Source organism: Aeromonas sp. R9-2, assembly GCF_040908025.1.
GTDB lineage: Bacteria > Pseudomonadota > Gammaproteobacteria > Enterobacterales > Aeromonadaceae > Aeromonas > Aeromonas veronii.
The window spans coordinates 90,827-114,579 of sequence record NZ_JBFOCX010000016.1; the positions used below are offsets into that span (position 1 = coordinate 90,827).

Below are 23,753 nucleotides of genomic sequence, written 5' to 3' on the forward strand. Positions count from 1 at the left end.
AGCAAAAGACCCAAACAGTGTTTGGGTCTTTTGTTGATGTCGGTGCAGGTAAAAACTACTCCTGCTCCTTGTCACGCTCCAGTGCCCGCTCCACCAGCGGCTCTGGCAGGCTCTTGGTCACCTCCACCCCCAGCTCGCGGAAACGCTCGACCTGCGCAATCAGGTTGCCACGGCCGTTGACCAGCCGTCCCATTGCCTTGTCGTAGCTCTCCTGCGCCTTGTGCAGGCTGCCGCCCATCTGTTGCATCTCCTCGACAAACAGCCGCAGCTTTTCGTAGAGACGACCGGCCCGCTCGGCAATCTGGCGGGCATTCTGGTTCTGCCGCTCGTAACGCCACAGGTTCTCGATGGTGCGCAGCGCCACCATCAGGTTGGTGGGGCTCACCAGCAGGATGTTGTTGTCGAGACCGTAACGCACCAGCGAGGGATCGGCCTCCATCGCGGTGAGGAAGGCGGGCTCCACCGCCACGAACATCAGCACATAGTCGAGGGTGCGCACCCCGGGCAACTGCTGGTAATCCTTGCGGCCCAGCTCGCGGATATGGTTGCGCACCGAGGCGACGTGCTCTTTCAGCGCCACCGCCTTCTCCAGCTCGTCATCGGCGTTGTACCAGCGCTCGTAGGCGGTCAGCGACACCTTGGCGTCGATGATGATGTCTTTCTCTTGCGGCAGATGAACGATGACATCGGGCTGGTAGCGCTTGCCCTTCTCCACCTCGATATTGACCTGGGTGTGGTACTCGTGACCTTCGCGCAGACCGCACTCGCTGAGGATCCGCGCCAGCACCACCTCACCCCAGTTGCCCTGCTGCTTGCTGTCGCCCTTGAGGGCGCGGGTCAGGGCCGCAGCCTCTTCGGTCATGCGGGCATTGAGCTCGGCGAGGCGCTCCAGCTCGAACTTGAGACTGTGGCGCTGGGCCGTCTCCTGCGCGTGGGTCTCCCCCACCTGACGGCGGAAGCCCTCCAGCTGCTCCTTGAGCGGAGTGAGCAGCAGATCGAGGCTGTTCTGGTTCAATTCGCGGAAGTTGCCGGAGTTTTGCTCGAAGATCCGGTTGGCAAGGTTCTCGAACTGCTGGCTGAGGCGCTGCTCCGCCTCCTGTTGCAGTTGCAGCTTCTCGGCGGCGGCCAGCCGTTCGCTGCGCAGAGTCGCTTCCGCATCCTTGAGACGGGCGGTGAGTTTGATGAGCAGGGTCTGCTGCTGATCCAGCTTCTGCTGCCCCTGTTGTCGCTCATCCTGCAGTTCGTTAAAACGCTCTTGCAACGCCTGATAACGCTCCTGTGCCAGCAGCAGCTCCTGAGCCTGCGCCGTGCTGCTGCGCCGGCCAATCAGCCAGCCTGTCCCAAGGGTCAGCAGGGCGACTGGCAGCAGGATGACCCAGAGCCCGGGCTCGATCATTTACGGCTCCGCTGGCGCAGGAAGAGTTCGAGATAGCGGTTGGCCAGCAGCCAGAGCAGCACGTAGATGAGGTAGGCAGCGAGCACCACCCATTTGTGGCTGTTGACCCCGGTATCGAGCTCGACGAACTCGATGCCCTTGATGCGGCAGTAGCCCCACATCAGCAGGGGAAAGATATAGAGCAGGGACGAACGCCAGAGAAATAACCACATATGTTTTCATTCAACCACGGAAAAGAGACCCGCCTAGCTTACACAAGGGCAACAGCCCTTGCGATCCTGACGGCTGCTATTCTCTGGCCTGCCCTCGCAAACTTCGATAAAATTAACCCCTAATAGGTATCAGGGGTGGGCATGACTCATTATTTCCTCCGTTGGCTGACACAAGGTTGGCAAGCTTCACGCAAACCCGCGGTGGTTTGCCATGAAGCGCGCCCGCCGTGGGCGATCGAGGAGTCCCAGTACCTCACCCTCTGCACCCGCTGTGGCGAATGTTTCAAGGCCTGCCCGCGCGGTCTGCTCAAACCGGCCACCCAAGAGGAGTATGAGGGGAGCCCGATTGCCGGCACCCCGGTGCTCGATCTCGCCTGCGGTCAGTGCAGCTATTGCGGCAGCTGCGCCAGAGCCTGTCCGACCGGTGCACTCGACTTGCAACTGGGTCGGCAGGTGCAGACCCGGGTCCAGATTGAAGAGAGCTGTCAGGCCCGTCAGGGCTTCTACTGCCTGCTCTGTGAAGATGCCTGCCCCCAGCAGGCAATCAAGGCCACAGCCGATGGCATCAACGTCAACATGGATGCCTGCAATGGCTGCGGCGCCTGCGGCCTCGCCTGTCTGCACGGCGCCATCACCCTGATCCGCCAGCCGGGTAATCGCTGACAAGCAAAAGGGGCCATCAGGCCCCTTTCTTAACTGTTCTTGTTTCCTGCCCATCAGGCCATTGCCAGAATGGACTCCTGCTCGATGCCCAGCAGATGGCAGAGACGGTTCGGATCGCGCACCGCATCGGCCAGGGTGTACTCACCCAGCACTTCGAGGAAGGCGTTCATGGCGCGGCGCAGGATGCCCTGAATGCGGCAGCCGCCGGAGAGACGGCAGTTCTCACGCTTGCAGTCGACCGGACAGAGCACATGCTCCATGTCCATCACCACATCGCGCAGGTTGATGGAGACTGCGGAGCGACCGAGCCGAATACCGCCATGCTTGCCACGCACCGTCTCGATGTACCCCTTGATGCCGAGCTGGTGCACTATCTTGACCACGTGGTTGCGAGAGATGCCGAAGGTATCGGCCACTTCGGTAATGGTCGACAGGCGATCGCCCGGCTGCACCGCCAGGAAGGTCAGGGTACGCAGGGCGTAGTCGGTAAATCGTGTCAGTTGCATGGTCGCACTTGCCTCTTACTACAAGCCAGGAATCAGGACGACAACATTGAGCTAAGAGGCAGGAGACAACCGGTTTGCCTCTGTCCACCAGAGGGGGCCTGTCTCTTAATCTGAGTTGCGGAGTGACAAGGTTAAGAGCAGCACAACCGGGTGTCGATGAAGATGCACATAAATCGACACTTTCTTTGATTGATCGCAAACTTGCCGGGTTAGCCCGGCGTTTGCCTCCATTCTGGCGGCTAAATTTCCCGAAATTCCTTGCCGCCGCCCCCAACACACAAGAGGGGAAATCCCCCTTCGAACAGTGAATGAACGGGGCGTCAGTGAGGCTGTTTCAGCCAGTTTTTCAGCGCGACCGAGGGGATAGAACTCTCGGAGGCGACGGCAAATGCGCCCCAGTCCACCGCACACTGCAACGCATCCTTGATCGCCATGCCTCGCGCCAGCCCGTGGATCAATCCGCCAGCGAAGGCATCCCCCGCCCCCGTGGTATCAACCACCGAAACCGGCCGGGCGGCGACCCTGATCTGCTCCTCGCCATGGATTGCCACTGCGCCCGCCTTGCCTTCGGTCAACACCAGCCACTCCAGCTGCTCCCCCGCCAGCTGACGGGCGTGTAGCCAGGGGTCGCTCACCTCGCCGAGATCGGAGCGGGAAGCCACCAGCACATGACAGGGGCGGCGCGCTTGGCCGCCCTTGGGATACTGGGCCACCACGAAGCTCTTGCCGAGCATCTGGCGCATGTAGCTGATGATGGCGGTACCGGGATAGTTCACATAGAGGCAATCCACCCCCTCCAGCGGCAGATCGCCGGGCAAGTCGGGACGCCGCGGGCGGCGCAGTATGGTGCGCTCGCCAGTGGAGTCCACCAGGATCAGCAGCTCGCCGGTCTCGCCGCCAAAGCGCTCCACATGGCTGCAATCCAGCCCGTAACCGGCCGCCTGCTCCAGCAGCCAGTCGCCGGTCTCGTCCAGCCCGATACGGGAAGCAATGGTCACCTCGTGGCCCGCCCACACCAGCCCGATGCCGGTGTTGGCCGCGCCACCGCCGAGCCTGCGCCCCTGATCCACATATTGCAGCCGGGCCCCCGCCACCAGCGGTTCGGAGAGGGAGAGCACATGATCACAGTTGAGATTGGCAAGCAGCAGAATGCGGGACATAGAGACCTCGGACGATGGAGATAGCCCAAAAGAGACAGGCTGAACCCCGAGTAGAGCCCAGCCTGACAGAAGAGACAACCGGCAGGGATCGGGAATCCGATCGGGATCAATAGATGGGCAGCTCTACCCCGGCCAGCAGCTCGTCGATGCGCGCCTGACTCGGCTGCTGCATCACACTCTGGATCACCTCCTTGGTGAGGTGGGGCGAGAAGGAGCTGATGAAGTCATACATATAGTTCTGCAGCAGGATGCTCTTGCTGAAACAGATCTGCGCCGGGCAGGGCTTGAACAGGTGCTCCAGATTGATGGAGACCAGCCCGGGGCTGTCGGTGTCGTTGGCCACCAGCGAGGAGATGATGCCGATACCAAAACCCAGCTCCACGTAGCGCTTGATCACTCCGGCATCCATTACCGTCATGTAGTAGCTCGGGGTCAGCCCCGCCGCCTGAAACACCTCATCCTGCACCTGCCGACCGGTGGCACCGCTCTCGTAACTGAGGATCGGGTAGTGGCAGAGCTGCTCCAGCGTCGGCTTCTTCACCTTGGCCAGCGGGTGATCCTGCGGCACCACCAGCGAGAGAGTCCAGAGGTAGGCGGGAAGCGCAATCAGCTCCTTGTCGAAGCCAATCTCGTGGGCAACGATGGAAAAATCGGAGTAACCCTTGCTGATCTGCTCCTTGCTCGCCGACATCACCGGATGGAGGTGGAACGAGATCTTGGGATACTTCTTGGTGAAGTAGGTGACTGACTTGGGCAACAGGTAGCGGGCGATGGTGTGGGTGGTGTGAATATTGAGGGTGCCCACGGTCGGATCCAGATACTCGCGGGAGATCGCCTTGATCTTGCTCTCTATGTTGAGCATCGCCTCGGCACACTTGATGATCTCCTCACCCACCGGGGTGATGCGGTGCAGGTGTTTGCCACGGCGCTCGAAGATCCGCACCCCCAGCTCGCTCTCCAGCAGGCCAATCTGCTTGCTGACCCCCGGCTGACTGGTGAAGAGCGCATCGGAAGCCACGGACACATTGAGGTTGTGGTCCCGGATCGCGATCAAATACTTCAATTGCTGTAGTTTCAAGGCGTCACACTCTCACACTGGTTTGGCTCAGACAGGTTTGGCTCAGGCCGGGACGGCAATCAAGCCAGACAAACAGGCCGCCACATGGGCGGCCAGTGTACCATCCGATCCCGACATCTCAGCGCTTGATCCTTCATTTTGCTACAAAATCTAGCATCCGAAGGGGTGGCTGACAAACCGGGTTCAGGCCGCGCCAGCCCGCAGCGGCAGGATCCCCAGAAACTGCAGCAGCCACTGCATCATGGTCGCCGAATCCACCTCCCCCTCCAGCGAGGAGAGGCTGCTCTGGTAGCGCTCGTCGGGCAACAGGCCACGGCGCCGCTCGATCAGCGCCCGGTTGTACTCCACCGAGAACTCCGGATGCCCCTGAATGGCGACGATGTGATCACCCTGCAAAAACATAAAGTTGGGACAAAAATCGTTGCCCGCCAGCCGGGTCGCCCCCGGCGGCAGCAGTGCCACCTGATCCTGATGGCTGGCCAGAATGCGGATCTGATCCCGCGCTGGCGCCATCCAGGGCTCATCTGCCAGCATGGGGTGCACCGACACACCCAGCCCCCACCCCTTGGTAGACTTCACCACTTCGCCACCCAGTGCCTGGGCGATCACCTGATGACCGAAGCAGACACCGGCCAGCTTGACGTCGGCATCGTGCGCCTGACGGATCCACGCCCGCAGAGCCTGAATCCAGGGGATATCGCTGTAAGCATCGTGGCGCGAGCCTGTGATGAGCCAGGCATCGCACTCGTGCAGATCCTCCGGCAATTCCCCATCAAGAGCCGACCAGACCCGAAATTCCAGCTCGGGGGCCAGGGCCGCAAAGCCCCTGATAAACATCTCGGAGTAAACGGGGCCAAAACGATCCGCCAGATCGGGATCGAGCCGGTCACAATCGAGAATTCCCAATCGCATCTGTTGTTCCTTTACAGAGTTCGCCCCCGCCAATCATTGACCGGCGGGGGCAAGAGGTTAGGCCATGAACACGCGCCAGCGCGTCACTTCATGGTCGGCATGGAGAACTCGGCACCACTGCGCAGGCTCTGGGGCCAGCGCGCCGTCACCGTCTTCATCCGGGTATAAAAGCGAACCCCGTCCGGCCCGTGCATGTTGAGCGGCCCGAAGATGGAGCGCTTCCAGCCGCCAAAGCTGTGAAACGCCATCGGCACCGGAATGGGAACGTTCACCCCTACCATACCGACCTGCACCCGCGCCGTGAAGTCCCGCGCGGTGTCGCCGTCACAGGTAAAGATGGCGGTGCCGTTGCCGTACTCGTGCTCGTTGATGAGGCGCAGCGCCGTCTCGTAATCCGGTACCCGCACGATGGAGAGCACAGGGCCGAAGATCTCCTCGCGATAGATGCGCATCTCTGGCGTCACCTCGTCAAACAGGCAGCCACCGATGAAGTAACCCTCGTCGTGGCTCAGCGTGCGACCATCGACCCGCAGCGTGGCCCCTTCGGCCACCCCCTGATCCACATAGCCGCGCACCTTGGCCAGATGCTCCTTGCTGATGAGCGGCCCCATTTCGTTCTCCGGGCTCTGGCCCAGCCCCGGGCCCACCCGCAGTTTTTCCACCAGCGGCGTCAGCTTGGCTACCAGCGCATCGGCGGTCTCGTCACCCACCACCACAGCTACCGAGATCGCCATGCAGCGCTCGCCCGCTGCCCCATAAGCAGCCCCCATCAGGGCGGAGACCGCCTGATCGAGATCCGCATCCGGCATCACCACCATGTGGTTCTTGGCACCGCCCAGCGCCTGCACTCGCTTGCCATGGGCCGAGGCGGTGGCATAGATGTACTGGGCAATGGGGGTGGAGCCGACAAACGAGACGGCACCGACCCGCGGATCGGTCAGCAACACATCCACCACCTCCTTGTCACCGTTCACCACGTTGAGCACTCCATCCGGCAGACCGGCCTCCTTGAGCAGCTCGGCCATCCGCAACGAGAGGGAGGGATCCTTCTCGGAGGGCTTGAGAATGAAGGTGTTGCCGCAGGCGATGGCGACCGGGAACATCCAGAGCGGCACCATGGCCGGGAAGTTGAACGGGGTGATACCGGCGCAAACACCGACTGGCTGCATCATGGAGTAGCTGTCTACCCCGCGACCAACGTTGAGGGAGTGCTCCCCCTTGAGCAGATGGGGAATGCCGCAGGCAAACTCCACCACCTCCAGCCCGCGGGTCAACTCCCCCTGCGCATCGGAGAAGACCTTGCCATGCTCGCGGCTGATGAGCTGGGCCAGCTCGTCTCTGTGCTGCTCCATCAACTCCTTGAAGCGGAAAAAGACCCGGGCCCGCACCAGCGGCGGGGTTTGCGACCAGTCGGCAAAGGCGCGCTCGGCGATGGCGATCGCCTCCTGACACTCGGCGGCGCTGGACAGCCCGACACTCCCCTGCTGGTTGCCGCAGGCTGGGTTGAAGATGGCCCCCTGGCGCTCGCTGCGACTCTCCTGCGGCTGGCCGTTGATGAAGTTGCTGACCCTGTATGTCATGTATCCTCCGTGATAACTGATGTGGTAAATGCGCTGAGCAAATCAACGCAAGGCCCCGCAGTGCGGGGCCATCAAATATGGGTTAGGGTTGTGCCTGCAGGGCATCCTGCAGCAGGGTGAAGAGATCGTCGATCTGGCTGCGCTCGATGATAAGGGGTGGCGACAGGGCGATGATGTCGCCGGTCACCCGGATCAGAGCCCCCTTCTCGAAGCAGCGCACAAACACCTCATAGGCGCGCTTGCCCGGCGCATCCGGCATGGATTCCAGCTCGATACCCGCCACCAGCCCGTAGTTGCGCACATCCTTCACATGCTTGCAGCCCTTCAGCGAATGGGCCGCCTCCTCCCAGTAGCCCGCCAGATCGGTGGCACGGCTGAGCAGGTTCTCGTTGCGATAGATCTCGAGGGTCGCGAGCCCCGCAGCCGCAGCCACCGGATGACCAGAATAGGTGTAGCCGTGGAACAGCTCGATGGCCCCCTTGCCTGCCGCCATCATGTCGTCATAAATGTGCTTCTGCACCAGCACAGCCCCCATGGGGATGGCGCCGTTGGTCAGCCCCTTGGCGCAGGTGATCATGTCGGGGATGACATCGAACTCCTGCGCGGCGAAGGGGGAGCCAAGGCGACCGAAACCGGTGATCACCTCGTCAAAAATCAGCAAGATGCCGTGCTTGGTACAGATCTCGCGCAGCCGCTTGAGGTAGCCTTTGGGGGGCATCAGCACGCCGGTACTGCCAGCGATGGGCTCGACGATCACCGCCGCGATATTGCTGGCATCGTGTAGGAAGACGATCTTCTCCAGCTCGTCAGCCAGCGCCACATCCTCTTCGGGCAGCCCTTTGGTGAAGGCGTTCTTGGCGATGTTGAGGGTATGGGGCAGATGATCCACCCCGGTCAGCAGGGAGCCGAACCACTTGCGGTTGCCGGGAATCCCCCCCACCGAGATGCCGCCAAAGCCGACCCCGTGATAGCCACGCTCGCGGCCAATCAACCGGGTGCGAGAGCCCTGACCGCGAGCCCGCTGCCAGGCCAGCGCGATTTTCAGCGCGGTATCGACCGACTCGGAACCCGAGTTGGTGTAGAAGACGTGACCAAAGCCCTTGGGGGCGATCTCCACTAGCCGGTTGGCCAGCTCAAACGGCAGGGGGTGACCCATCTGGAAGGTGGGGGCGAAATCGAGGTGGGAAATCTGCTGGGAAACCGCCTCGGCAATCTCGCGCCGACCATGGCCCGCGTTGCAACACCAGAGTCCGGCTGTGCCATCCAGTATCTTGCGGCCATCCTCTGAGTGATAATACATCCCCTCTGCCGACTTCAGGATGCGCGGCGCCGCCTTGAACTGCTGGTTGGCGGTGAACGGCATCCAGAAGGCGGACATGTCGGAGGGCGTATTGATGTCGCTGATCGGTTTCATGGTCACCTCATACTTAAGGTGTTTAGCAACTGTCGGCCAATGCCTATTAAATTAAACACCTGAATCCATAAAAAAGGGCCCGTTATCGCCCTGTCTGGTGCCACCCCTAGCTAGACGCATCAGCAGGGTGGTATAAGATATTTAACACAATTTTAATAATAGTAAACAGTCAAGGAGTGTCTATAGATGGATATCGGTCACCGCCTCAAGGCGGTTCGCACCAAGGCAGCCCTCTCCCAGCGCGAGCTGGCCAAGCGCTCCGGTGTGACCAACGGATTTATCTCCCAGATCGAGAAAAATCAGGTGAGCCCCTCTGTCGCCTCCCTGCGCAAGGTGCTGGAAGGCATCCCCATGTCGCTGGCCAGCTTCTTCACCGAAGAGACCGAAATGGGCACCGAAGTGATCTTCCGCGCCGCCGATATGCCGGATCTCGGCACGCATCCCATCAGCTACCGGCTGGTCGGGCACAGCCGTGCCAACCGCGCCATCGGCATGTTGCAGGAGGTGCTGCCACCGGGCGCCGACACCGGCGACGACATGCTGAGCCACGAGGGTGAAGAGTGCGGCATCGTCATCAAGGGCGAGGTTGAAGTGACCGTGGGCGAGCAGATCTACCTGCTGGGCGCCGGGGATGGCTACTACTTCGACAGCCGCACCCCCCACCGTTTTCGCAATAGCGGCGAGCAGGAGTGCGTGCTGATCTCGGCCAACACCCCCGCCAGTTTCTGACATTCAGACGCGCGTCGGCAGGGGGATAATGTTTAATTAATTGTTACAAGATGGATTTACAAGCGGCAGGATGTTTAGCATATTGATACGCGGAAACTGACTTTTGCCGGTTCAAGGAGTGAACATGAGTGACCTTACCCTGGCCCAGTGGCAACACAAGGCCGCCCATCTGACCCTGCCCTCGCAAGCCTTTATCAACGGCAGCTATCGGGATGCCGTCAATGGCGCCACCTTCGATTGCATCAACCCGGCCAACGGCAAGCTGCTGACCAAGGTGGCGGCCTGCGATGCCGCCGATGCCGAACTGGCGGTAAAGGCTGCGCGTGACGCCTTCAACGACAAGCGTTGGAGCGGCCTGCCGCCGAAACAGCGCAAACAGATCATGCAGCGCTTCGCCGAGCTGATGCGCCTCAACAAGGTGGAGCTGGCGCTGCTGGAGTCGCTGGATATGGGTAAACCCATCGGCGATGCCATGGGCTATGACGCCCCCGCCGCCGCCAACTGCATAGCCTGGAACGCCGAAGCGATCGACAAGATCTACGATCAGGTCGCCCCGGTCGAGGAGTCAGCCCTGGCACTGGTGACCCGCGAAGCGCTCGGGGTGGTCGCCGCCATCGTGCCGTGGAACTTCCCGCTGGTGATGGCCTGCTGGAAGCTGGGCCCGGCGCTCGCTACCGGCAACTCGGTCATTCTCAAGCCTTCCGAAAAATCCCCCCTGACCGCCCTGCGTATCGCAGGTCTGGCCAAGGAGGCGGGTATTCCGGACGGCGTGTTCAACGTGCTGCCGGGCTTTGGTCATACCGTGGGCGAGGCGCTGGCCATGCATATGGATGTGGACTGCATCACCTTCACCGGCTCCACCAAGATCGGTAAACATCTGGTGGAGTGCTCCGGCAAGTCCAACCTCAAGCGCGCCTTTATGGAGTGCGGCGGCAAGAGCCCCAACATCATACTGGCGGATGCGCCGGATCTGGACGCCGCAGCCAAGAGCGCCGCTGGCGCCATCTTCTACAACCAGGGCGAGGTATGTACCGCCGCCTCTCGGCTGCTAGTGCAAAACAGCATCAAGCCACAATTTATGGAGCGACTGCTGGCCCATGCCCGCGAGTGGATCTCGAGCAACCCGCTCGACCCTGCGACCCGCATCGGCGCCATGGTGGATCACATCCAGATGGAGCAGGTGCTGCGCTATATCGAAATTGGCAAACAGGAGGGGGCCAAACTGCTGCTGGGCGGCAACCGCACCAATATGGAGAGTGGCGGCTTCTATATCGAACCCACCATCTTTGACGACGTGACCCCGCAGATGCGCATCTTCCGCGAGGAGATCTTCGGCCCTGTGCTGGCGGTGACCGGCTTCGATACGCTGGAAGAAGCCATTGCGCTGGGCAACGACACCGACTATGGGCTGGCGGCGGCGATCTGGACGGCTGATCTCAACAAGGCGGTGAAAGGTTCCCGCGCCCTGCGCGCCGGTACCGTGTTCGTCAACAACTGGGACGGCGGTGACATGACCATGCCGTTTGGCGGCTTCAAACAGTCCGGTAACGGTCGCGACAAGTCACTTCATGCACTGGAGAAGTACACCGAGCTGAAAAGCACCTGGATTCAGCTGGAATAACACGACAAAGCAGCACTATCGGATCAAAAAGGGGGAGAAATCCCCCTTTTGCATTTTTGGCCTTCCATCACCGGGCTCAATCCTTATAATGATAAAAAAGCCAACATGTTAAATATAAAGACAAAAATGCTATTTTTTCTGGGAAGCGTACTTTTTCTGGTGATCGGTTTGCCCCTGCTGTTCTTCGTGCTGGGGCACGGCGAGGCCTACGTGACCTGGGGCCCCTGGATCTCAGCCATCGCCCTGATGTTGTGGCTGTTGATGGACGTCGACAAGATCCGCCGCGGTAAAGGCTGACCGGCCAGTCACCCTCCTCCTATCCCTCAAACTTCGTTTATTCGCTTCTTTCCCCGCAAAAGGATCGCTACACTGATTTTTTGCGATGTTTTCCCGCATCCAACGCTTCAGTAAAGGTCATCCGCATGCCGCAACAGATCCAGCGTCAGGGCATCATCTACGCCCTGTGCGCCTATACCCTTTGGGGCATAGCCCCCATCTATTTCAAGACCATCTCTGCCGTCCCGGCTGCCGAGATCCTGACCCACCGGATGATCTGGTCCTGCGTGCTGCTGATGGCACTCACCCTGGCAGGACGCCAGTGGCACAAGGTGCAGGCGGTGCTACGCCAGCCAAAAGTGTTGCTCACCCTGGCGTTTACCTCGGTTACCGTCGGCGGCAACTGGCTGCTGTTCATCTGGGCCATCAACAACGGCCATATGCTGGATGCCAGCCTCGGCTACTACATCAACCCGCTGTTCAACGTACTGTTGGGAATGGTGTTTCTGAGCGAGAAGCTGCGCCGCCTGCAGTGGTGGGCGGTGGCGCTGGCCTTTGCCGGGGTGGCGATCCAGCTTATCGCCTTTGGCTCCTTGCCCTGGATTGCGCTGGTGCTGGCGTCGAGCTTTGCCATCTATGGGCTGGTGCGCAAAAAACTGGCCCTCGATGCCCTCACCGGTCTGCTGATCGAAACCATGATCATGCTGCCGCCAGCTGCCATCTATCTGTGGGGCTTTGCCGACAGCCCCACCAGCCATCTCACCCAGAACGATTGGCAACTCAACCTGCTGCTGATCGCCGCAGGCGCCGTCACCACGGCCCCCCTGCTCTGCTTCACTGCCGCCGCGACCAGGCTCAAGCTCTCCACCCTGGGCTTCTTCCAGTACATAGGCCCCAGCCTGATGTTCATCCTCGCGGTCACCCTCTATGGGGAAGCGCTGGCGATGGACAAACTGCTCACCTTTGCCTGCATCTGGAGTGCGCTGGTGCTGTTCAGTCTGGATGGGCTGCGCAGCGGCAAAGCCGCGCCAAGCCGAACCTGACACCGCCTCACCACCATCGACCCCGGCTCATCAGCCGGGGTTCTTTTTCGTGCCACCGGCGGTTTTCAGACTGCGACTTCCCCTTCTCCAGAGCCGACTCGCCATCAACAGACCACATCCGAGTCTCACTATCCCGCCAGAGAGCTATGCTATCCATGAACGGAGCCGAATGGAGGCAACATGCTCAAGCACATTCACGACAGATCCCTGCTTTTTGGTCAGATTCTGGGGATCATGGTCATTATCACGCTGATCTCCATCAGCTTTTTTGGGCTTTATTCGGTCCGGAGCGCAGCCGATCAGATGGGACAGGGGAAGGATGTGGTAGCCGATATTCTGCCGCCGCCCCTCTACCTCATCGAATCCCAGTTGCAGGTCTACACCCTGCTCCATGCCAAACCGGAGGAGCGGGAGGCCCTGCTGCAAACCCTCGCCCGGCTGCAGCAAGAGTTCGAGAGCCGCAACCGCTTCTGGCAAGAGAGCAGCCTGAACGAGCCCCTCAGGGAGCTGCTGCTGGGGGAGCAAAAAGTGCAGGGGGAGCTGTTCTGGCAGTTGCTCAACGACAGGTTTGTCCCCGCCATCAAGGCGGGGGATCTGGCGCAGGCGGGCACGATTGCGACGCGCCTGCACACCCTCTATAACGCCCACCGGCTAGGGGTGGACGCCACCGTCATCCGCGGCAACGAGTATGCCGCCGAGCAGATGGCCCATCTCGCCAACACCACCCGACTCTGCTACGGACTGCTGTTGTGCGCCGCACTGCTGGGGGCCGGGCTCATCTTCTGGCTGGGACGCCCCACCCAACAGCGGCTGCTGGCCGCAGGCAAAGCCACCGCCGCCATCGCCGAAGGGGAGTTGAACCGCCCCATGCCGGAGCCGGGCCTCGACGCCATCGGCGAGTTGATCCGCCAGATCGGGACTATGCGTGACCAGCTGGCAACCCTGGTGGAGTCACTGCAGCGCAGCGCCAGTACGCTGGATGATCGCGCAACCAGCCTGACCGCCATGGCACAACGGCACACCGATGACAGTCAGGCACAGGTCGGGGCGGCCCACCATATCGAACAGGCCATCGAACAGCTCACCCACTCCATTGAACAGGCGGGTAGCCAGCTGCATCAGGTGGGGGAGCAAACCCTGCAGTCAGCAGAGCGGGCACAAGAGGCGACACTCGCCATCCACACCGTGGAACAGGTGATCGGGGAGCAAGTCACGGGCGTGAAGCAGGTCTCCCATACCATTTCGGATCTGGCTGGCCTCTCGCAGCAGATTGCCGGGCTGGCGGGCGCCATTCACGATATTGCGGAGCAGACGAATCTGCTGGCGCTGAACGCGGCCATTGAAGCGGCACGGACAGCTGAACAGGGACGCGGTTTTGCCGTGGTGGCCGATGAAGTGCGCTCGCTGGCGACCCGCACCGGCAGCGCCACCACCGAGATCAACACCATCATCGGCAAGATCCAGGATGTCAGTCTGCGCGCCGCCAGCGAGATGGATACCGAACTGGCACGGGTCGAACAAGCGGTCACTCACACGATGACAGCGCGCCAGAGCGTCGCCCGGATCGCGCAGAGCTGCGAGGAGATCAACCAGCGCATCGCTCAGGTCGATCAGTTGATGAGCGATGAGACCCGGCTGATACAAGGGATCCACCATCAGGTCGGGGAGATGTCGCGGTTGGCGGCCGAGGCCAACCAGAGCGCCAGTCAGGCCGCCGAAGAGGCGACCATGGTCGCCCAACACGCCCGCATCCTGACCAGGCAGACTCACCACTTCCATCTCGACACCACCCGCCATTGATCCCCGGCGCTGACGGGAGTCAGCGCTCCCCTTTTTCTCTGCACTGGTTAAATGGGTAGCATTAGACTCCATGAGGGAATAGGATCCACCCCTCTAAAAACCAACTGCAAGGATCAACTGACATGACTCGAAAATGGTCGCTCCCCATCGTGGTAATCGCGGGGGGAGCGTTACTCTGGCTTGGCAACACCTTTGGTATGAAATGGGCTCTGATGGCCCTGATCGGATTCGGCTTCGGCTTCACCCTCTCCTTCAGTCGCTTCGGCATCGTATTCGGTTGGCGCGAAATGCTGACCAAGCGCAACAGCTACTACGTGCGGGTTCACCTACTCACCATCGCCATCGAAATTCTGCTGTTCACCACCTTCCTCTCCTTTAGCCACGCCCTGTTTGGCGATGCCATGGTGGGTAACGTGATGGCTATCGGCATTCCCTTCATCATCGGTGCCTTCCTGTTCGGCATCGGCATGCAGCTGGCAGGCGTCTGCGCCACCGGCACTCTTTATTGCTGCGGCGAGGGGCAACCCCGCTTCTGGCTGGTGCTGATCTGCTACGGCATCGGCACCCTCATCAGCAACCAGTTCCGCCCCGAACTGGAGGCCACCTTCTCCAGCCATGTGGTGCTGGCCAAGGATTTGACCGGCAACATCTGGAGCGGCATGCTGCTCAACTTGGCGCTGGTCGCCTCGCTGTTCCTGCTGTTTCGCAAGAGCGAACTCAAGCGCACCGGCGAGCTCAAGCCCCTCTTCAGCGGCGGCAATCTGTTCTGGCGCGATGGCCGCTTTACCGTGCTGACCGGCGGCATCATCATCGCCATACTCAACTCCACTGTCGTCGCCCTGCACGGCTCGGCCTGGACCATCACCGGCGCCGTCTATGACATGGCGCTGCGCGGCGCCTCCCTGTTCGGCCTGTTCGAGGGCAACCCCAAGCTGGCCCAGCCACTCTTCATCAATCCCATGGTCGGCATGTTCTGGCTCGGCATTCTGGGGGCCATGCTGGCGCGCTGTTTGAGCGGTGGCGGCAACTTCGCCCCGATGCGACTCGGCAACAGTCTGGCCTCAATCATCGGCGGTCTGCTGATGGGGATGGGCGCCATGTACGCCGCCTGCAACCTCGGCGGCTTCTTCGATGGCACCGCCTCTGGCAGCCTGCACGGCTGGGTCTGGATGCTGATGGCCCTCGCAGGCAGCCTCATCGGCATTCGCCTGCGCCCGCTGTTCGGGCTCTGAGGCTCGACATCGTAAACACCTCATAAGAAACGGGAGGCCAGGCCTCCCGTTTTAACATTTATCGCTCCCGTCGCTCTGCTTATTGGACAGGCTGGGAAACCCCTTCCAGATGAATTTCCACCCGACGATCCGGTGCCAGACAGGCGATCAGCTCTTGCTTGGAGCGGCTGGCACAGCTGTTGCCAGTGACCGGATTGGACTTGCCACGCCCCTCGACCCGTACCTTGTCGGCATACAAGCCTTTGGATACCAGATAGCTGGCCACGCTCTGGGCCCGCTTCTCGGAGAGGGCCAGGTTGTAGTTGTCGGAACCAATGCGGTCGGTATAACCGATGACAGTTGCGACACCATCTTTCGGATTGGCCGCCACAATCTGGCTGAACAGGGCATCGAGCGCCTGATTGGCAGCCGGTTTCAGGGTCGCCTTGTTGAACTCGAACAGCACATCGGAACTCAGACTGAAGGTCTTGGGCTCCACCACGGCTACAGGTGCCGGTTCGGCTGCCGGAGCGGGCGCCGGTGCAGCGACCTCGCCACCTTGCTGACCGAAGCGATAGAGCATCCCGAACGAGATCAGGCCGTTATCCATCTCGATACCGGAGCGATCGAGAGAGGCATCTCCCAGCGGCGTGGTGTACTGGTACTCCAGACGGGCGGCCCAGTCACGATCGATGGCATATTCGGCACCCAGCGCACCAACGAAGGCGGCGCCATGCTTTTTACCGGTCTCGCTGGTATTGGCGAAGCTGATCTCGCTATCCGTCCAGGCATAAGCACCGCCCAGTCGGCCATAAAGATCGAGCACATTCGTTGCCGGGAAGCTGATCTTCATGGTGGCCTGAATCATCTGGCTCTTGGCTTCGGTCTTGAGGGTATTGGCGCCAGTGCCCGAAGTGGTGTCGTATTTGCCAAGCCAGTCATAACCCAGCTCGAAGCCCAGATTGGGGTTGAGCTGGTAACCGGCGAACAGACCCAGACCCAGATCATCCGTGTTCTCACTGGTATTACCCAACGTCTGGGCAATCGACTCGGCATACTGGTTGTGGTCAACGCCATAGTAATTGGACCAACCGGCCTTGCCACCGACATACCAGGTATTGTCCTGAGCGGCGGCCTGCACGGCTCCGGCCGCCAGCAAACCACTGACCAATACGGCAAGCATGGATTTATTCATATTTTCGCCTCTGCAATAAGTCGTTATGGGCGCCTGAGTGCGCACTTTCCCTGTGTGAAGCCGTCAGGCGGCCTCTCCGCTATTCAGGGTATCCCATCCGAACGCAGCCTCAAATGACCAAGCCATCAGGAGTGTGAGCTTGCCAGCAATATCCGGCGTAAAAATCACCTGTGTACCTATTCACACTGTTTTGCCAGTTAAACCATGACGTTGCGTCGTACGGAGTGGACCTATCCGCACGCAGCAATAGAAAAGGGAGGCATAATGCCTCCCTCCCGGTGAGTTGTTGCAGCCCCCTTGCTCAACTGGCCAGGAACAGCCGGTAGGCGGGGTCGTCGCTCACCTCTTTCCAGCCGTAACCAATCTCGCGCAGATAGTCGTGGAAGGCGGCCACGTCATCGTCCGGCAGTTCGAAGGCACAGAGCACCCGGCCGTAGTCGGCACCGTGGTTGCGGTAGTGGAACAGGCTGATGTTCCAGCGACAGCCGAGGGTCTCGAGAAAGCGCATCAAAGCGCCAGGCTGCTCCGGAAACTTGAAGCTATAGAGCCGTTCACCGAGGGGCCGGGCCGGGCGGCCGCCAATCATGTAACGCACGTGGTTCTTGGCCAGCTCGCTCTCGGTCATGTTGACCACCGGGTAGCCGTTGCCGCCGAGCTGATCGATGATCTGGCCCAGCTCTTCATCACCACCGGTGAGGCGCACCGAGACGAACAGCGACGCCTGCTCGGCATCCGCATAGCGATAGTTGAACTCGGTCACCATGCGCGGCCCGAGCTGACGGCAGAAGTCGAGGAAGGCCCCCTTGCGCTCGGGGATGGTCACCGCCAGCATGCCCTCGCGCTTCTCGCCAATCTCGCAGCGCTCCGACACGTAGCGCAGGCTGTGGAAGTTGACGTTGGCACCGGACAGAATGGCTGCCATCCGGCCACCCCTGACCTGCTCCCGCTCGCTGTAGGCCTTGAGGCCCGCCAGCGACAGGGCGCCCGACGGCTCGGCAATGGCGCGGCAGTCGTCGAAGATGTCTTTCAGTGCGGCGCAGATCTGATCGTTGGAAACGGTCACCACCTCGTCCAGATACTGGTTGCAGAGGCGGAAGGTCTCCTCACCGATGCGCTTGACCGCCACCCCGTCCGCAAACAGCGAGACCCGCTCCAGATTGACCGGCTCGCCAGCAGCCATGGCTGCCTTGAGACAGGCGGATCCTTCAGCCTCCACCCCGATCACCTTCACATCCGGCAGCAGTTGCTTGATATAGACCGCCACCCCGGCGGCCAACCCGCCGCCGCCCACCGGCACGAACACGTGGGTGAGGTGGGTATCCTGCTCCAGCAGCTCCTTGCCGATGGTGCCCTGCCCGGCGATCACCTCAACGTCGTCAAACGGCGGGATCAGGGTGTAGCCTTCCAATTCAGCGAGGCGGCGACTCTCGCCATAAGCCTCATCGAAGCTGTTGCCAAACAGCATGACGTTGCCGCCCTGCCGGCGCACCGCGTCGATCTTGATGTCCGGCGTGGTCTTGGGCATCACGATGATCGCCTTGATGCCGAGCTTGGCGGCCGACAGGGCGACCCCCTGCGCGTGGTTGCCAGCAGAGGCGGCGATGACGCCGCGCGCCTTCTGCTCCTCGGTCAGGGTAGCGATCTTGTGGTATGCGCCGCGCAGCTTGAAGGAGTGGACCGGTTGCAGATCCTCCCGCTTCAGGCTGACATGGTTGCCGAGTCGCTCGGAAAGTTTCTTCAAGGTTTGCAGGGGGGTCACCCGCGCCGCCTCATAGACGGGGGAGAGCAACACCTTGCGTAGATAATCCGCCGCAGAGACCATGATTTATTCCCCCAGCATTGAGCGATCACGCACCGCGCCCTTGTCGGCGCTGGTGGCGAACATGGCGTAGGCGCGCAGGGCAAAGGAGACCTGACGCTGACGATCGAGCGGCTTCCAGCCACGGGCTTCCACGGCGACACGGCGGGCAGCCAGCACGCTGTCGGCCACCTCCAGCACCATGCTGCGGGCCGGGATGTTGATGCTGATGATGTCGCCATCCTCCACCAGACCTATGGTGCCGCCAGAGGCTGCTTCCGGCGAGACGTGGCCGATGGAGAGGCCCGAGGTACCGCCAGAGAAGCGGCCATCGGTGATCAGGGCGCACGCCTTGCCGAGCCCCATGGACTTGAGATAAGTGGTGGGGTAGAGCATCTCCTGCATGCCGGGGCCCCCTTTCGGCCCTTCATAGCGGATCACAACCACCTCGCCCGCTTTCACGGTACCGTCGAGGATGCCGTTCACCGCGCTCTCCTGACTCTCGAATACCCGGGCCGGGCCACGGAAGGTGAGGTTCTCCTCATCCACCCCGGCAGTCTTGACGATGGCGCCGTTGACCGCGAGGTTACCTGAGAGCACCGCCAGGCCGCCCTCCTGGCTGTAGGCATTTTCCAGCGAGCGGATGCAGCCTTCGGCGCGGTCCAGATCCAGCTCCGGCCAGCGGCAATCCTGACTGAACGCCTTGGTGGTGCGGATGCCGGCCGGGCCAGCGCGGTAGAAGTCCACCACCTCCTGACTCGGCTGGCGGCTGACGTCATATTCATTGAGCTGTTCGACGAGGGAGCAACCCAGCACGGTACGGGTATCGCCATGCACCAGACCCGCTTTTTCCAGCTGGCCCAGAATGGCGACCACGCCACCGGCGCGGTGCACATCTTCCATATGGTATTTCTGGGTAGAGGGCGCCACCTTGCAGAGCTGCGGCACCTTGCGGGACATGCGGTCGATATCGGCCATGGTGAAGTCGACACCGGCCTCTTGTGCCGCCGCCAGCAGGTGCAGCACGGTATTGGTGGAGCCGCCCATAGCGATGTCGAGCGCCATGGCGTTTTCGAACGCAGCCTTGTTGGCAATATTGCGCGGCAGCGCGCTCTCGTCATCCTGCTCATACCAGCGCTTGGCCAGGGTCACGATGCGCTGACCCGCCAGCTTGAACAGCTGCTCGCGATCGCTGTGGGTCGCCAGCATGGAGCCATTGCCCGGCTGGGAGAGACCGAGCGCCTCGGTCAGACAGTTCATGGAATTGGCGGTAAACATGCCGGAGCAGGAGCCGCAGGTGGGGCAAGCGCTGCGCTCGATCTGATCGCTCTGGGCATCGGAGACCTTGGGATCGGCACCCTGGATCATGGCGTCTACCAGATCCAGCTTGATGATCTGGTCGGAAAGCTTGGTCTTGCCCGCTTCCATCGGGCCGCCGGAGACGAAAATAACCGGGATATTGATACGCAGGGCTGCCATCAGCATCCCCGGGGTGATCTTGTCACAGTTGGAGATGCAGACCATGGCGTCGGCGCAGTGGGCGTTGACCATGTACTCCACCGAGTCGGCAATCAGCTCCCGCGATGGTAGGGAATAAAGCATGCCGCCGTGGCCCATGGCGATGCCGTCATCCACGGCGATGGTGTTGAACTCCTTGGCCACGCCGCCTGCGGCTTCGATTTCGCGCGCCACCAGCTGGCCCAGATCCTTGAGGTGGACGTGGCCCGGCACAAACTGGGTGAAGGAGTTGACCACGGCGATGATGGGTTTGCCGAAATCCTGATCGGTCATTCCGGTGGCACGCCACAGGGCGCGGGCCCCGGCCATGTTACGTCCGTGGGTGGTGGTGGCGGATCTCAACTTCGGCATTGTCTCTACTCCCTGAATGCCCATATGGGCTCGATGCGTTATGCGGTGATGATACGAGTGGATCGGAATCGACCCTGGTGAAGACTCCTCTAGGAAGCTCTCACCGGAAGCGACTCGGGGAGGCATGGCGCCTCCCCTCTCTTATCAGTCGTTGACTGGCGTCAGCCAGCCCCACTTGTCCTCGGTCTGGCCGTTGAACAGGCCGAAGAAGGCATTTTGCAGCTGCTCGGTCACCGGACCACGACTGCCAGCGCCCACCTTCATCCGATCGACGGAGCGCACCGGGGTCACCTCGGCGGCCGTGCCGGTCATGAAGATCTCGTCCGCCACGTACAGCGCCTCGCGGGGCAGCGCCTGCTCGCGCACCTCGTAACCGAGATCGCGGGCCAGCGTCATGATGGTGTCGCGGGTGATACCGGGCAGGATGGCGGCAGTAGCGGGCGGGGTGAACAGCACACCGTTCTTCACCAGAAACAGGTTCTCACCCGCCCCTTCGCTCAGGTAGCCGTTAACATCCAGCGCCAGCCCCTCGGCGAAGCCGTTGCGTTTGGCCTCGCGGCTGATCAGCTGGGAAGAGAGGTAGTTGCCGCCCGCCTTGGCGCCGGTGGGAATGGTGTTGGGGGCGAGCCGGTTCCATGAGGTGACGCACACATCGACCCCGTTCTTCAGCCCCTCTTCCCCCAGATAGGCGCCCCACGGCAGGGCCGCCACCATCAGGTCAGCCTTGGCATCCAGCGGCGGATGCAGCCCCAGCCCCACGTTGCCGACAAAGGCCAGCGGGCGCAGATAGCCGCTCTTCAGGCCGTTCTCGCGCACCACGGTGCGGCAGGCTTCATTCACGTCAGACTCGCTGTAAGGCACGTCCATCCAGTAGATCTTGGCGGAGTCGAACAGGCGACGGGTGTGCTCCTGCAGGCGGAAGATGCAGGTACCCTTGGGGGTATCGTAGGCACGCACCCCTTCGAACACCGAGGAGCCATAGTGCAGGGCGTGGCTCATGACGTGTACCTGAGCATCTTGCCAGGGCACCAGTTTGCCGTTGAACCAGATGTATTGTGGGTGAGTGGCGGATTGGGAAGGCTGTGACATTGGCTTTGCTCCTTAAGCTCTGATCCGGGGTTGCTGTTCCAGTGCATCGACCCGGGAGACGTCCACCAGCTTGACCAGCTGGCTCCACAACTGCTGGATGGGACGCACCGACTCGACAGTAACCGTGATCCGCAGCTGTTGGCAATCCTGCTCCATATTCAATGCGCAGAGATTAAAGCCGCGGTGACGCACCACCCGCAGCACCCGCTCCATCACTTCGGGTCTGGGCTGGGCGTGAATATGCAGGGTGTGCTGTACAAATGCTGGCTGTGCAAGGGTGTGCGGGTTCATGGGCGTTGCTCCATCATCTTGTGGTTGGCGACTCCCGGCGGAACCAGGGGCCAGACGTTTTCTTCCTCTGAAATAGCCACATGCAGCAGATAGGCGCCTTCACAGGCCAGCAGGCGATCGAGGGCACCGGCTATCTGCTCCTTGCATGTGATGGTCTCGCCCGGAATGCCGAAAGCGGCAGCCAGCGCGACGAAATCGGGGTTGTCGGAGAGGATGGTCTCGCTGTAGCGGCCATCGAAGAACAGCTCCTGCCACTGGCGCACCATGCCGAGACGCTGGTTATCCAGCAGCACCATCTTCACCTTGAGCTGGGCGCGGCGGATGGTGCCGAGCTCCTGCACATTCATCATGAAAGAGCCATCACCGCTCACCAGCACCACCTCGTCATCCGGGCGCGACATTTTGGCGCCGATGGCGGCAGGCAGACCGAACCCCATGGTGCCGAGACCGGCACTGGAGAGGTGGTTGCGCGGGCTGGTAAAACGCATGTGCTGGGCCACCCACATCTGGTGCTGACCCACGTCGCAGGCGACCACGCTGCTCTCCGGCAGCCGGGCAGAAAGCTGCTTGAGCAGCGCCGGGGCATAGATGGCCTGACCCGGATGGTCATAGCGAAACGCATATTCGCGGGCCATGGCGGCGCAGTGTTCACGCCAGGGGGCGATCGAGAGGGACATGGCGAGGCGCGGCAGCACCAGCTTGAGATCCGTAGTGATACCCACCTCGGCGGCGCGGCGCTTGCCGAACTCGGCGGCGTCCACATCGAGATGGATCACTTTCGCCTCGGGGGCAAACTCCTCCAGCTTGCCAGTCACCCGATCATCGAAACGGGCGCCCACTACCAGCAGCAAGTCGCACTGCTGCACCGCATAGTTGGCCGCCTTGGTGCCGTGCATGCCGAGCATGCCCAGATAAACGGGGCTATCGGGGTCGAGCGCGCCAATCCCCTTGAGGGTGGTAACCGCAGGCATGCCGGTGACGGCGGCAAAGTCGCGCAGCTGCTGCTCGGCATTGGCCATGCCCACCCCGCCACCGACGTAGAGCACCGGGCGCTCGGCAGCGGCGATCAGAGTGCGAGCAGCGTTCAACTCTGAGGGATTGAGCGCCTCTGGCTCTTCCACCGTAAACAGCGGGCTCTGGGTTGGCACGGCGGCGAGCTGCACATCCTTGGGAAAGTCGATGAGTACCGGACCCGGGCGCCCTTCGGTGGCGATGGCGAAAGCCTCTGCCAGTACGCGCCCCAGATCGGCGGCATCGGTCACCATGAAGGAGTGCTTGGTACAGGAGAGGGACATGCCGAGCACATCGACCTCCTGAAACGCATCGGTACCGATGGCGGAACAGGGCACCTGACCACTGATGGCCACCAGCGGCACAGAATCGAGCAGCGCCTCCGCCAGACCGGTCACCAGATTGGTGGCGCCCGGGCCCGAAGTGGCGATGCAGACGCCCACCTGACCGGAGGCGCGGGCATAGCCCACCGCCGCCATGGCGGCGCCCTGCTCGTGGCGGCAGAGCTGATGGGCCAGACCCCCGTCATACAGGGCGTCGTAGACCGGCATGATGGCTCCGCCCGGGTAACCAAACACCTGGGTCACACCCTGTTTCTTGAGAGCCTGTACCAAAAACTGCGCGCCGTTCATGTGGAAAATCCTGTCCTTTGGTCGAAAAAAAACCCCCGAGCTGTGAGGCTCGGGGGTCGCTTGTTTCGTTCTGTCCGGTAGTGGGTCTATCCCTTGTTCCGTGCAGCTAAACGAGCCCCGAGCGGTGAGATAATAATCACCACTAGGACCACAATAATGCTGACGAAACGGGAGGCCATGTTCATAGTTACAACCGGAAGTCCTGTGAATATTGGGGCGGTTTCTACCGCGAATGGCTATTAGAACTAGCACGGTGATTTTTATTGG

Annotated in this window: 21 protein-coding genes; 7 read left to right on the plus strand and 14 right to left on the minus strand. The window is 61.5% G+C overall.

What is annotated here, in order from left to right:
- Positions 1 to 55 precede the first annotated feature (55 nt).
- Positions 56 to 1,396, minus strand: coding sequence for a DNA recombination protein RmuC (gene rmuC / locus AB5Y71_RS05230; protein ID WP_368171138.1), 1,341 nt, complete (start codon positions 1,394 to 1,396; stop codon positions 56 to 58).
- Entirely contained in the window at positions 1,393 to 1,608 is a 216-nt protein-coding gene (locus AB5Y71_RS05235) for a hypothetical protein (RefSeq protein ID WP_033114762.1), read from the minus strand. Before AB5Y71_RS05235 ends, rmuC begins: the two co-directional genes overlap by 4 nt.
- Positions 1,609 to 1,749: 141 nt before the next feature.
- On the opposite strand from AB5Y71_RS05235, the gene AB5Y71_RS05240 reads away from it, so the two are divergent.
- Positions 1,750 to 2,271 carry a ferredoxin-type protein NapF gene (locus tag AB5Y71_RS05240; RefSeq protein ID WP_033114761.1) on the plus strand — a complete coding sequence of 174 codons (522 nt, stop codon included), beginning with the start codon at positions 1,750 to 1,752 and terminating at the stop codon, positions 2,269 to 2,271.
- 53 nt (positions 2,272 to 2,324) lie between these two features.
- Here AB5Y71_RS05240 and AB5Y71_RS05245 read toward each other — a convergent pair whose 3' ends face one another.
- From AB5Y71_RS05245 to AB5Y71_RS05270, 6 genes are all read right to left on the minus strand, one after another.
- Positions 2,325 to 2,777 carry an Rrf2 family transcriptional regulator gene (locus AB5Y71_RS05245; RefSeq protein ID WP_033114760.1) on the minus strand — a complete coding sequence of 151 codons (453 nt, stop codon included), beginning with the start codon at positions 2,775 to 2,777 and terminating at the stop codon, positions 2,325 to 2,327.
- A gap of 320 nt (positions 2,778 to 3,097) precedes the next feature.
- Complete coding sequence (locus tag AB5Y71_RS05250; RefSeq protein WP_287873398.1) at positions 3,098 to 3,937, minus strand: PfkB family carbohydrate kinase; 840 nt, start codon at positions 3,935 to 3,937, stop codon at positions 3,098 to 3,100.
- Positions 3,938 to 4,043: 106 nt separating this feature from the next.
- A complete protein-coding gene (locus AB5Y71_RS05255; protein WP_005339651.1) occupies positions 4,044 to 5,015 on the minus strand; it encodes a LysR substrate-binding domain-containing protein in 972 nt (323 codons plus the stop codon).
- 183 nt (positions 5,016 to 5,198) lie between these two features.
- Entirely contained in the window at positions 5,199 to 5,927 is a 729-nt protein-coding gene (locus tag AB5Y71_RS05260) for a glutamine amidotransferase (protein ID WP_005357481.1), read from the minus strand.
- An 83-nt stretch (positions 5,928 to 6,010) separates the two neighbouring features.
- Positions 6,011 to 7,507, minus strand: a complete 1,497-nt coding sequence (locus AB5Y71_RS05265; protein WP_368171139.1) for a CoA-acylating methylmalonate-semialdehyde dehydrogenase — start codon at positions 7,505 to 7,507, stop codon at positions 6,011 to 6,013.
- A gap of 82 nt (positions 7,508 to 7,589) precedes the next feature.
- The gene (locus AB5Y71_RS05270) at positions 7,590 to 8,921 is read right to left on the minus strand and encodes an aspartate aminotransferase family protein (protein ID WP_368171140.1); all 1,332 of its coding nucleotides are present in this window, start codon (positions 8,919 to 8,921) and stop codon (positions 7,590 to 7,592) included.
- A 186-nt stretch (positions 8,922 to 9,107) separates the two neighbouring features.
- On the opposite strand from AB5Y71_RS05270, the gene AB5Y71_RS05275 reads away from it, so the two are divergent.
- The 6 genes from AB5Y71_RS05275 (at position 9,108) to AB5Y71_RS05300 (ending at position 15,622) form a co-directional block, all read left to right on the plus strand.
- Positions 9,108 to 9,650, plus strand: a complete 543-nt coding sequence (locus AB5Y71_RS05275) for a cupin domain-containing protein (RefSeq protein ID WP_005339643.1) — start codon at positions 9,108 to 9,110, stop codon at positions 9,648 to 9,650.
- 124 nt (positions 9,651 to 9,774) lie between these two features.
- Positions 9,775 to 11,271 carry an aldehyde dehydrogenase gene (locus AB5Y71_RS05280; protein WP_368171141.1) on the plus strand — a complete coding sequence of 499 codons (1,497 nt, stop codon included), beginning with the start codon at positions 9,775 to 9,777 and terminating at the stop codon, positions 11,269 to 11,271.
- A gap of 126 nt (positions 11,272 to 11,397) precedes the next feature.
- Positions 11,398 to 11,568 (plus strand): hypothetical protein, encoded by a 171-nt coding sequence (locus AB5Y71_RS05285; protein WP_005341999.1) that lies wholly within the window; start codon positions 11,398 to 11,400, stop codon positions 11,566 to 11,568.
- Positions 11,569 to 11,693: 125 nt separating this feature from the next.
- Entirely contained in the window at positions 11,694 to 12,590 is an 897-nt protein-coding gene (gene rarD, locus AB5Y71_RS05290; protein ID WP_368171142.1) for an EamA family transporter RarD, read from the plus strand.
- Positions 12,591 to 12,770: 180 nt separating this feature from the next.
- Complete coding sequence (locus tag AB5Y71_RS05295; protein ID WP_368171143.1) at positions 12,771 to 14,390, plus strand: methyl-accepting chemotaxis protein; 1,620 nt, start codon at positions 12,771 to 12,773, stop codon at positions 14,388 to 14,390.
- 122 nt (positions 14,391 to 14,512) lie between these two features.
- Entirely contained in the window at positions 14,513 to 15,622 is a 1,110-nt protein-coding gene (locus AB5Y71_RS05300; RefSeq protein WP_368171144.1) for a YeeE/YedE family protein, read from the plus strand.
- Positions 15,623 to 15,701: 79 nt separating this feature from the next.
- On the opposite strand, the gene ompA is transcribed toward AB5Y71_RS05300, so the two are convergent.
- The 6 genes from ompA to ilvG all read right to left on the minus strand — a co-directional run bounded on the left by ompA (position 15,702) and on the right by ilvG (position 23,486).
- A complete protein-coding gene (gene ompA / locus AB5Y71_RS05305; protein ID WP_236322644.1) occupies positions 15,702 to 16,796 on the minus strand; it encodes a porin OmpA in 1,095 nt (364 codons plus the stop codon).
- Between the two features lie 301 nt (positions 16,797 to 17,097).
- A complete protein-coding gene (ilvA, locus tag AB5Y71_RS05310; RefSeq protein ID WP_368171145.1) occupies positions 17,098 to 18,618 on the minus strand; it encodes a threonine ammonia-lyase, biosynthetic in 1,521 nt (506 codons plus the stop codon).
- A gap of 3 nt (positions 18,619 to 18,621) precedes the next feature.
- Positions 18,622 to 20,463, minus strand: a complete 1,842-nt coding sequence (gene ilvD, locus AB5Y71_RS05315; protein WP_368171146.1) for a dihydroxy-acid dehydratase — start codon at positions 20,461 to 20,463, stop codon at positions 18,622 to 18,624.
- 144 nt (positions 20,464 to 20,607) lie between these two features.
- Complete coding sequence (locus AB5Y71_RS05320; protein WP_088870379.1) at positions 20,608 to 21,552, minus strand: branched-chain amino acid transaminase; 945 nt, start codon at positions 21,550 to 21,552, stop codon at positions 20,608 to 20,610.
- 12 nt (positions 21,553 to 21,564) lie between these two features.
- Entirely contained in the window at positions 21,565 to 21,843 is a 279-nt protein-coding gene (ilvM, locus tag AB5Y71_RS05325) for an acetolactate synthase 2 small subunit (RefSeq protein ID WP_139426456.1), read from the minus strand.
- Positions 21,840 to 23,486: an acetolactate synthase 2 catalytic subunit gene (gene ilvG / locus AB5Y71_RS05330; protein ID WP_368171147.1), complete on the minus strand. Its 1,647-nt coding sequence runs from the start codon at positions 23,484 to 23,486 to the stop codon at positions 21,840 to 21,842. Before ilvG ends, ilvM begins: the two co-directional genes overlap by 4 nt.
- Positions 23,487 to 23,753: the final 267 nt, after the last annotated feature.

Excerpts from the sequence above, each read along its gene's own strand:
- AB5Y71_RS05245 (WP_033114760.1), bottom strand. The coding sequence starts at position 2,777 with ATGCAACTGACACGATTTACCGACTACGCCCTGCGTACCCTGACCTTC.
- AB5Y71_RS05295 (WP_368171143.1), top strand. The coding sequence starts at position 12,771 with ATGCTCAAGCACATTCACGACAGATCCCTGCTTTTTGGTCAGATTCTG.
- ilvA (WP_368171145.1), bottom strand. The coding sequence starts at position 18,618 with ATGGTCTCTGCGGCGGATTATCTACGCAAGGTGTTGCTCTCCCCCGTC.
- ompA (WP_236322644.1), bottom strand. The coding sequence starts at position 16,796 with ATGAATAAATCCATGCTTGCCGTATTGGTCAGTGGTTTGCTGGCGGCC.
- ilvM (WP_139426456.1), bottom strand. The coding sequence starts at position 21,843 with ATGAACCCGCACACCCTTGCACAGCCAGCATTTGTACAGCACACCCTG.
- ilvG (WP_368171147.1), bottom strand. The coding sequence starts at position 23,486 with ATGAACGGCGCGCAGTTTTTGGTACAGGCTCTCAAGAAACAGGGTGTG.
- AB5Y71_RS05280 (WP_368171141.1), top strand. The coding sequence starts at position 9,775 with ATGAGTGACCTTACCCTGGCCCAGTGGCAACACAAGGCCGCCCATCTG.
- rarD (WP_368171142.1), top strand. The coding sequence starts at position 11,694 with ATGCCGCAACAGATCCAGCGTCAGGGCATCATCTACGCCCTGTGCGCC.
- AB5Y71_RS05260 (WP_005357481.1), bottom strand. The coding sequence starts at position 5,927 with ATGCGATTGGGAATTCTCGATTGTGACCGGCTCGATCCCGATCTGGCG.
- AB5Y71_RS05235 (WP_033114762.1), bottom strand. The coding sequence starts at position 1,608 with ATGTGGTTATTTCTCTGGCGTTCGTCCCTGCTCTATATCTTTCCCCTG.
- AB5Y71_RS05285 (WP_005341999.1), top strand. The coding sequence starts at position 11,398 with ATGCTATTTTTTCTGGGAAGCGTACTTTTTCTGGTGATCGGTTTGCCC.
- AB5Y71_RS05275 (WP_005339643.1), top strand. The coding sequence starts at position 9,108 with ATGGATATCGGTCACCGCCTCAAGGCGGTTCGCACCAAGGCAGCCCTC.
- AB5Y71_RS05270 (WP_368171140.1), bottom strand. The coding sequence starts at position 8,921 with ATGAAACCGATCAGCGACATCAATACGCCCTCCGACATGTCCGCCTTC.
- ilvD (WP_368171146.1), bottom strand. The coding sequence starts at position 20,463 with ATGCCGAAGTTGAGATCCGCCACCACCACCCACGGACGTAACATGGCC.
- AB5Y71_RS05250 (WP_287873398.1), bottom strand. The coding sequence starts at position 3,937 with ATGTCCCGCATTCTGCTGCTTGCCAATCTCAACTGTGATCATGTGCTC.
- rmuC (WP_368171138.1), bottom strand. The coding sequence starts at position 1,396 with ATGATCGAGCCCGGGCTCTGGGTCATCCTGCTGCCAGTCGCCCTGCTG.
- AB5Y71_RS05240 (WP_033114761.1), top strand. The coding sequence starts at position 1,750 with ATGACTCATTATTTCCTCCGTTGGCTGACACAAGGTTGGCAAGCTTCA.
- AB5Y71_RS05300 (WP_368171144.1), top strand. The coding sequence starts at position 14,513 with ATGACTCGAAAATGGTCGCTCCCCATCGTGGTAATCGCGGGGGGAGCG.
- AB5Y71_RS05320 (WP_088870379.1), bottom strand. The coding sequence starts at position 21,552 with ATGTCACAGCCTTCCCAATCCGCCACTCACCCACAATACATCTGGTTC.
- AB5Y71_RS05265 (WP_368171139.1), bottom strand. The coding sequence starts at position 7,507 with ATGACATACAGGGTCAGCAACTTCATCAACGGCCAGCCGCAGGAGAGT.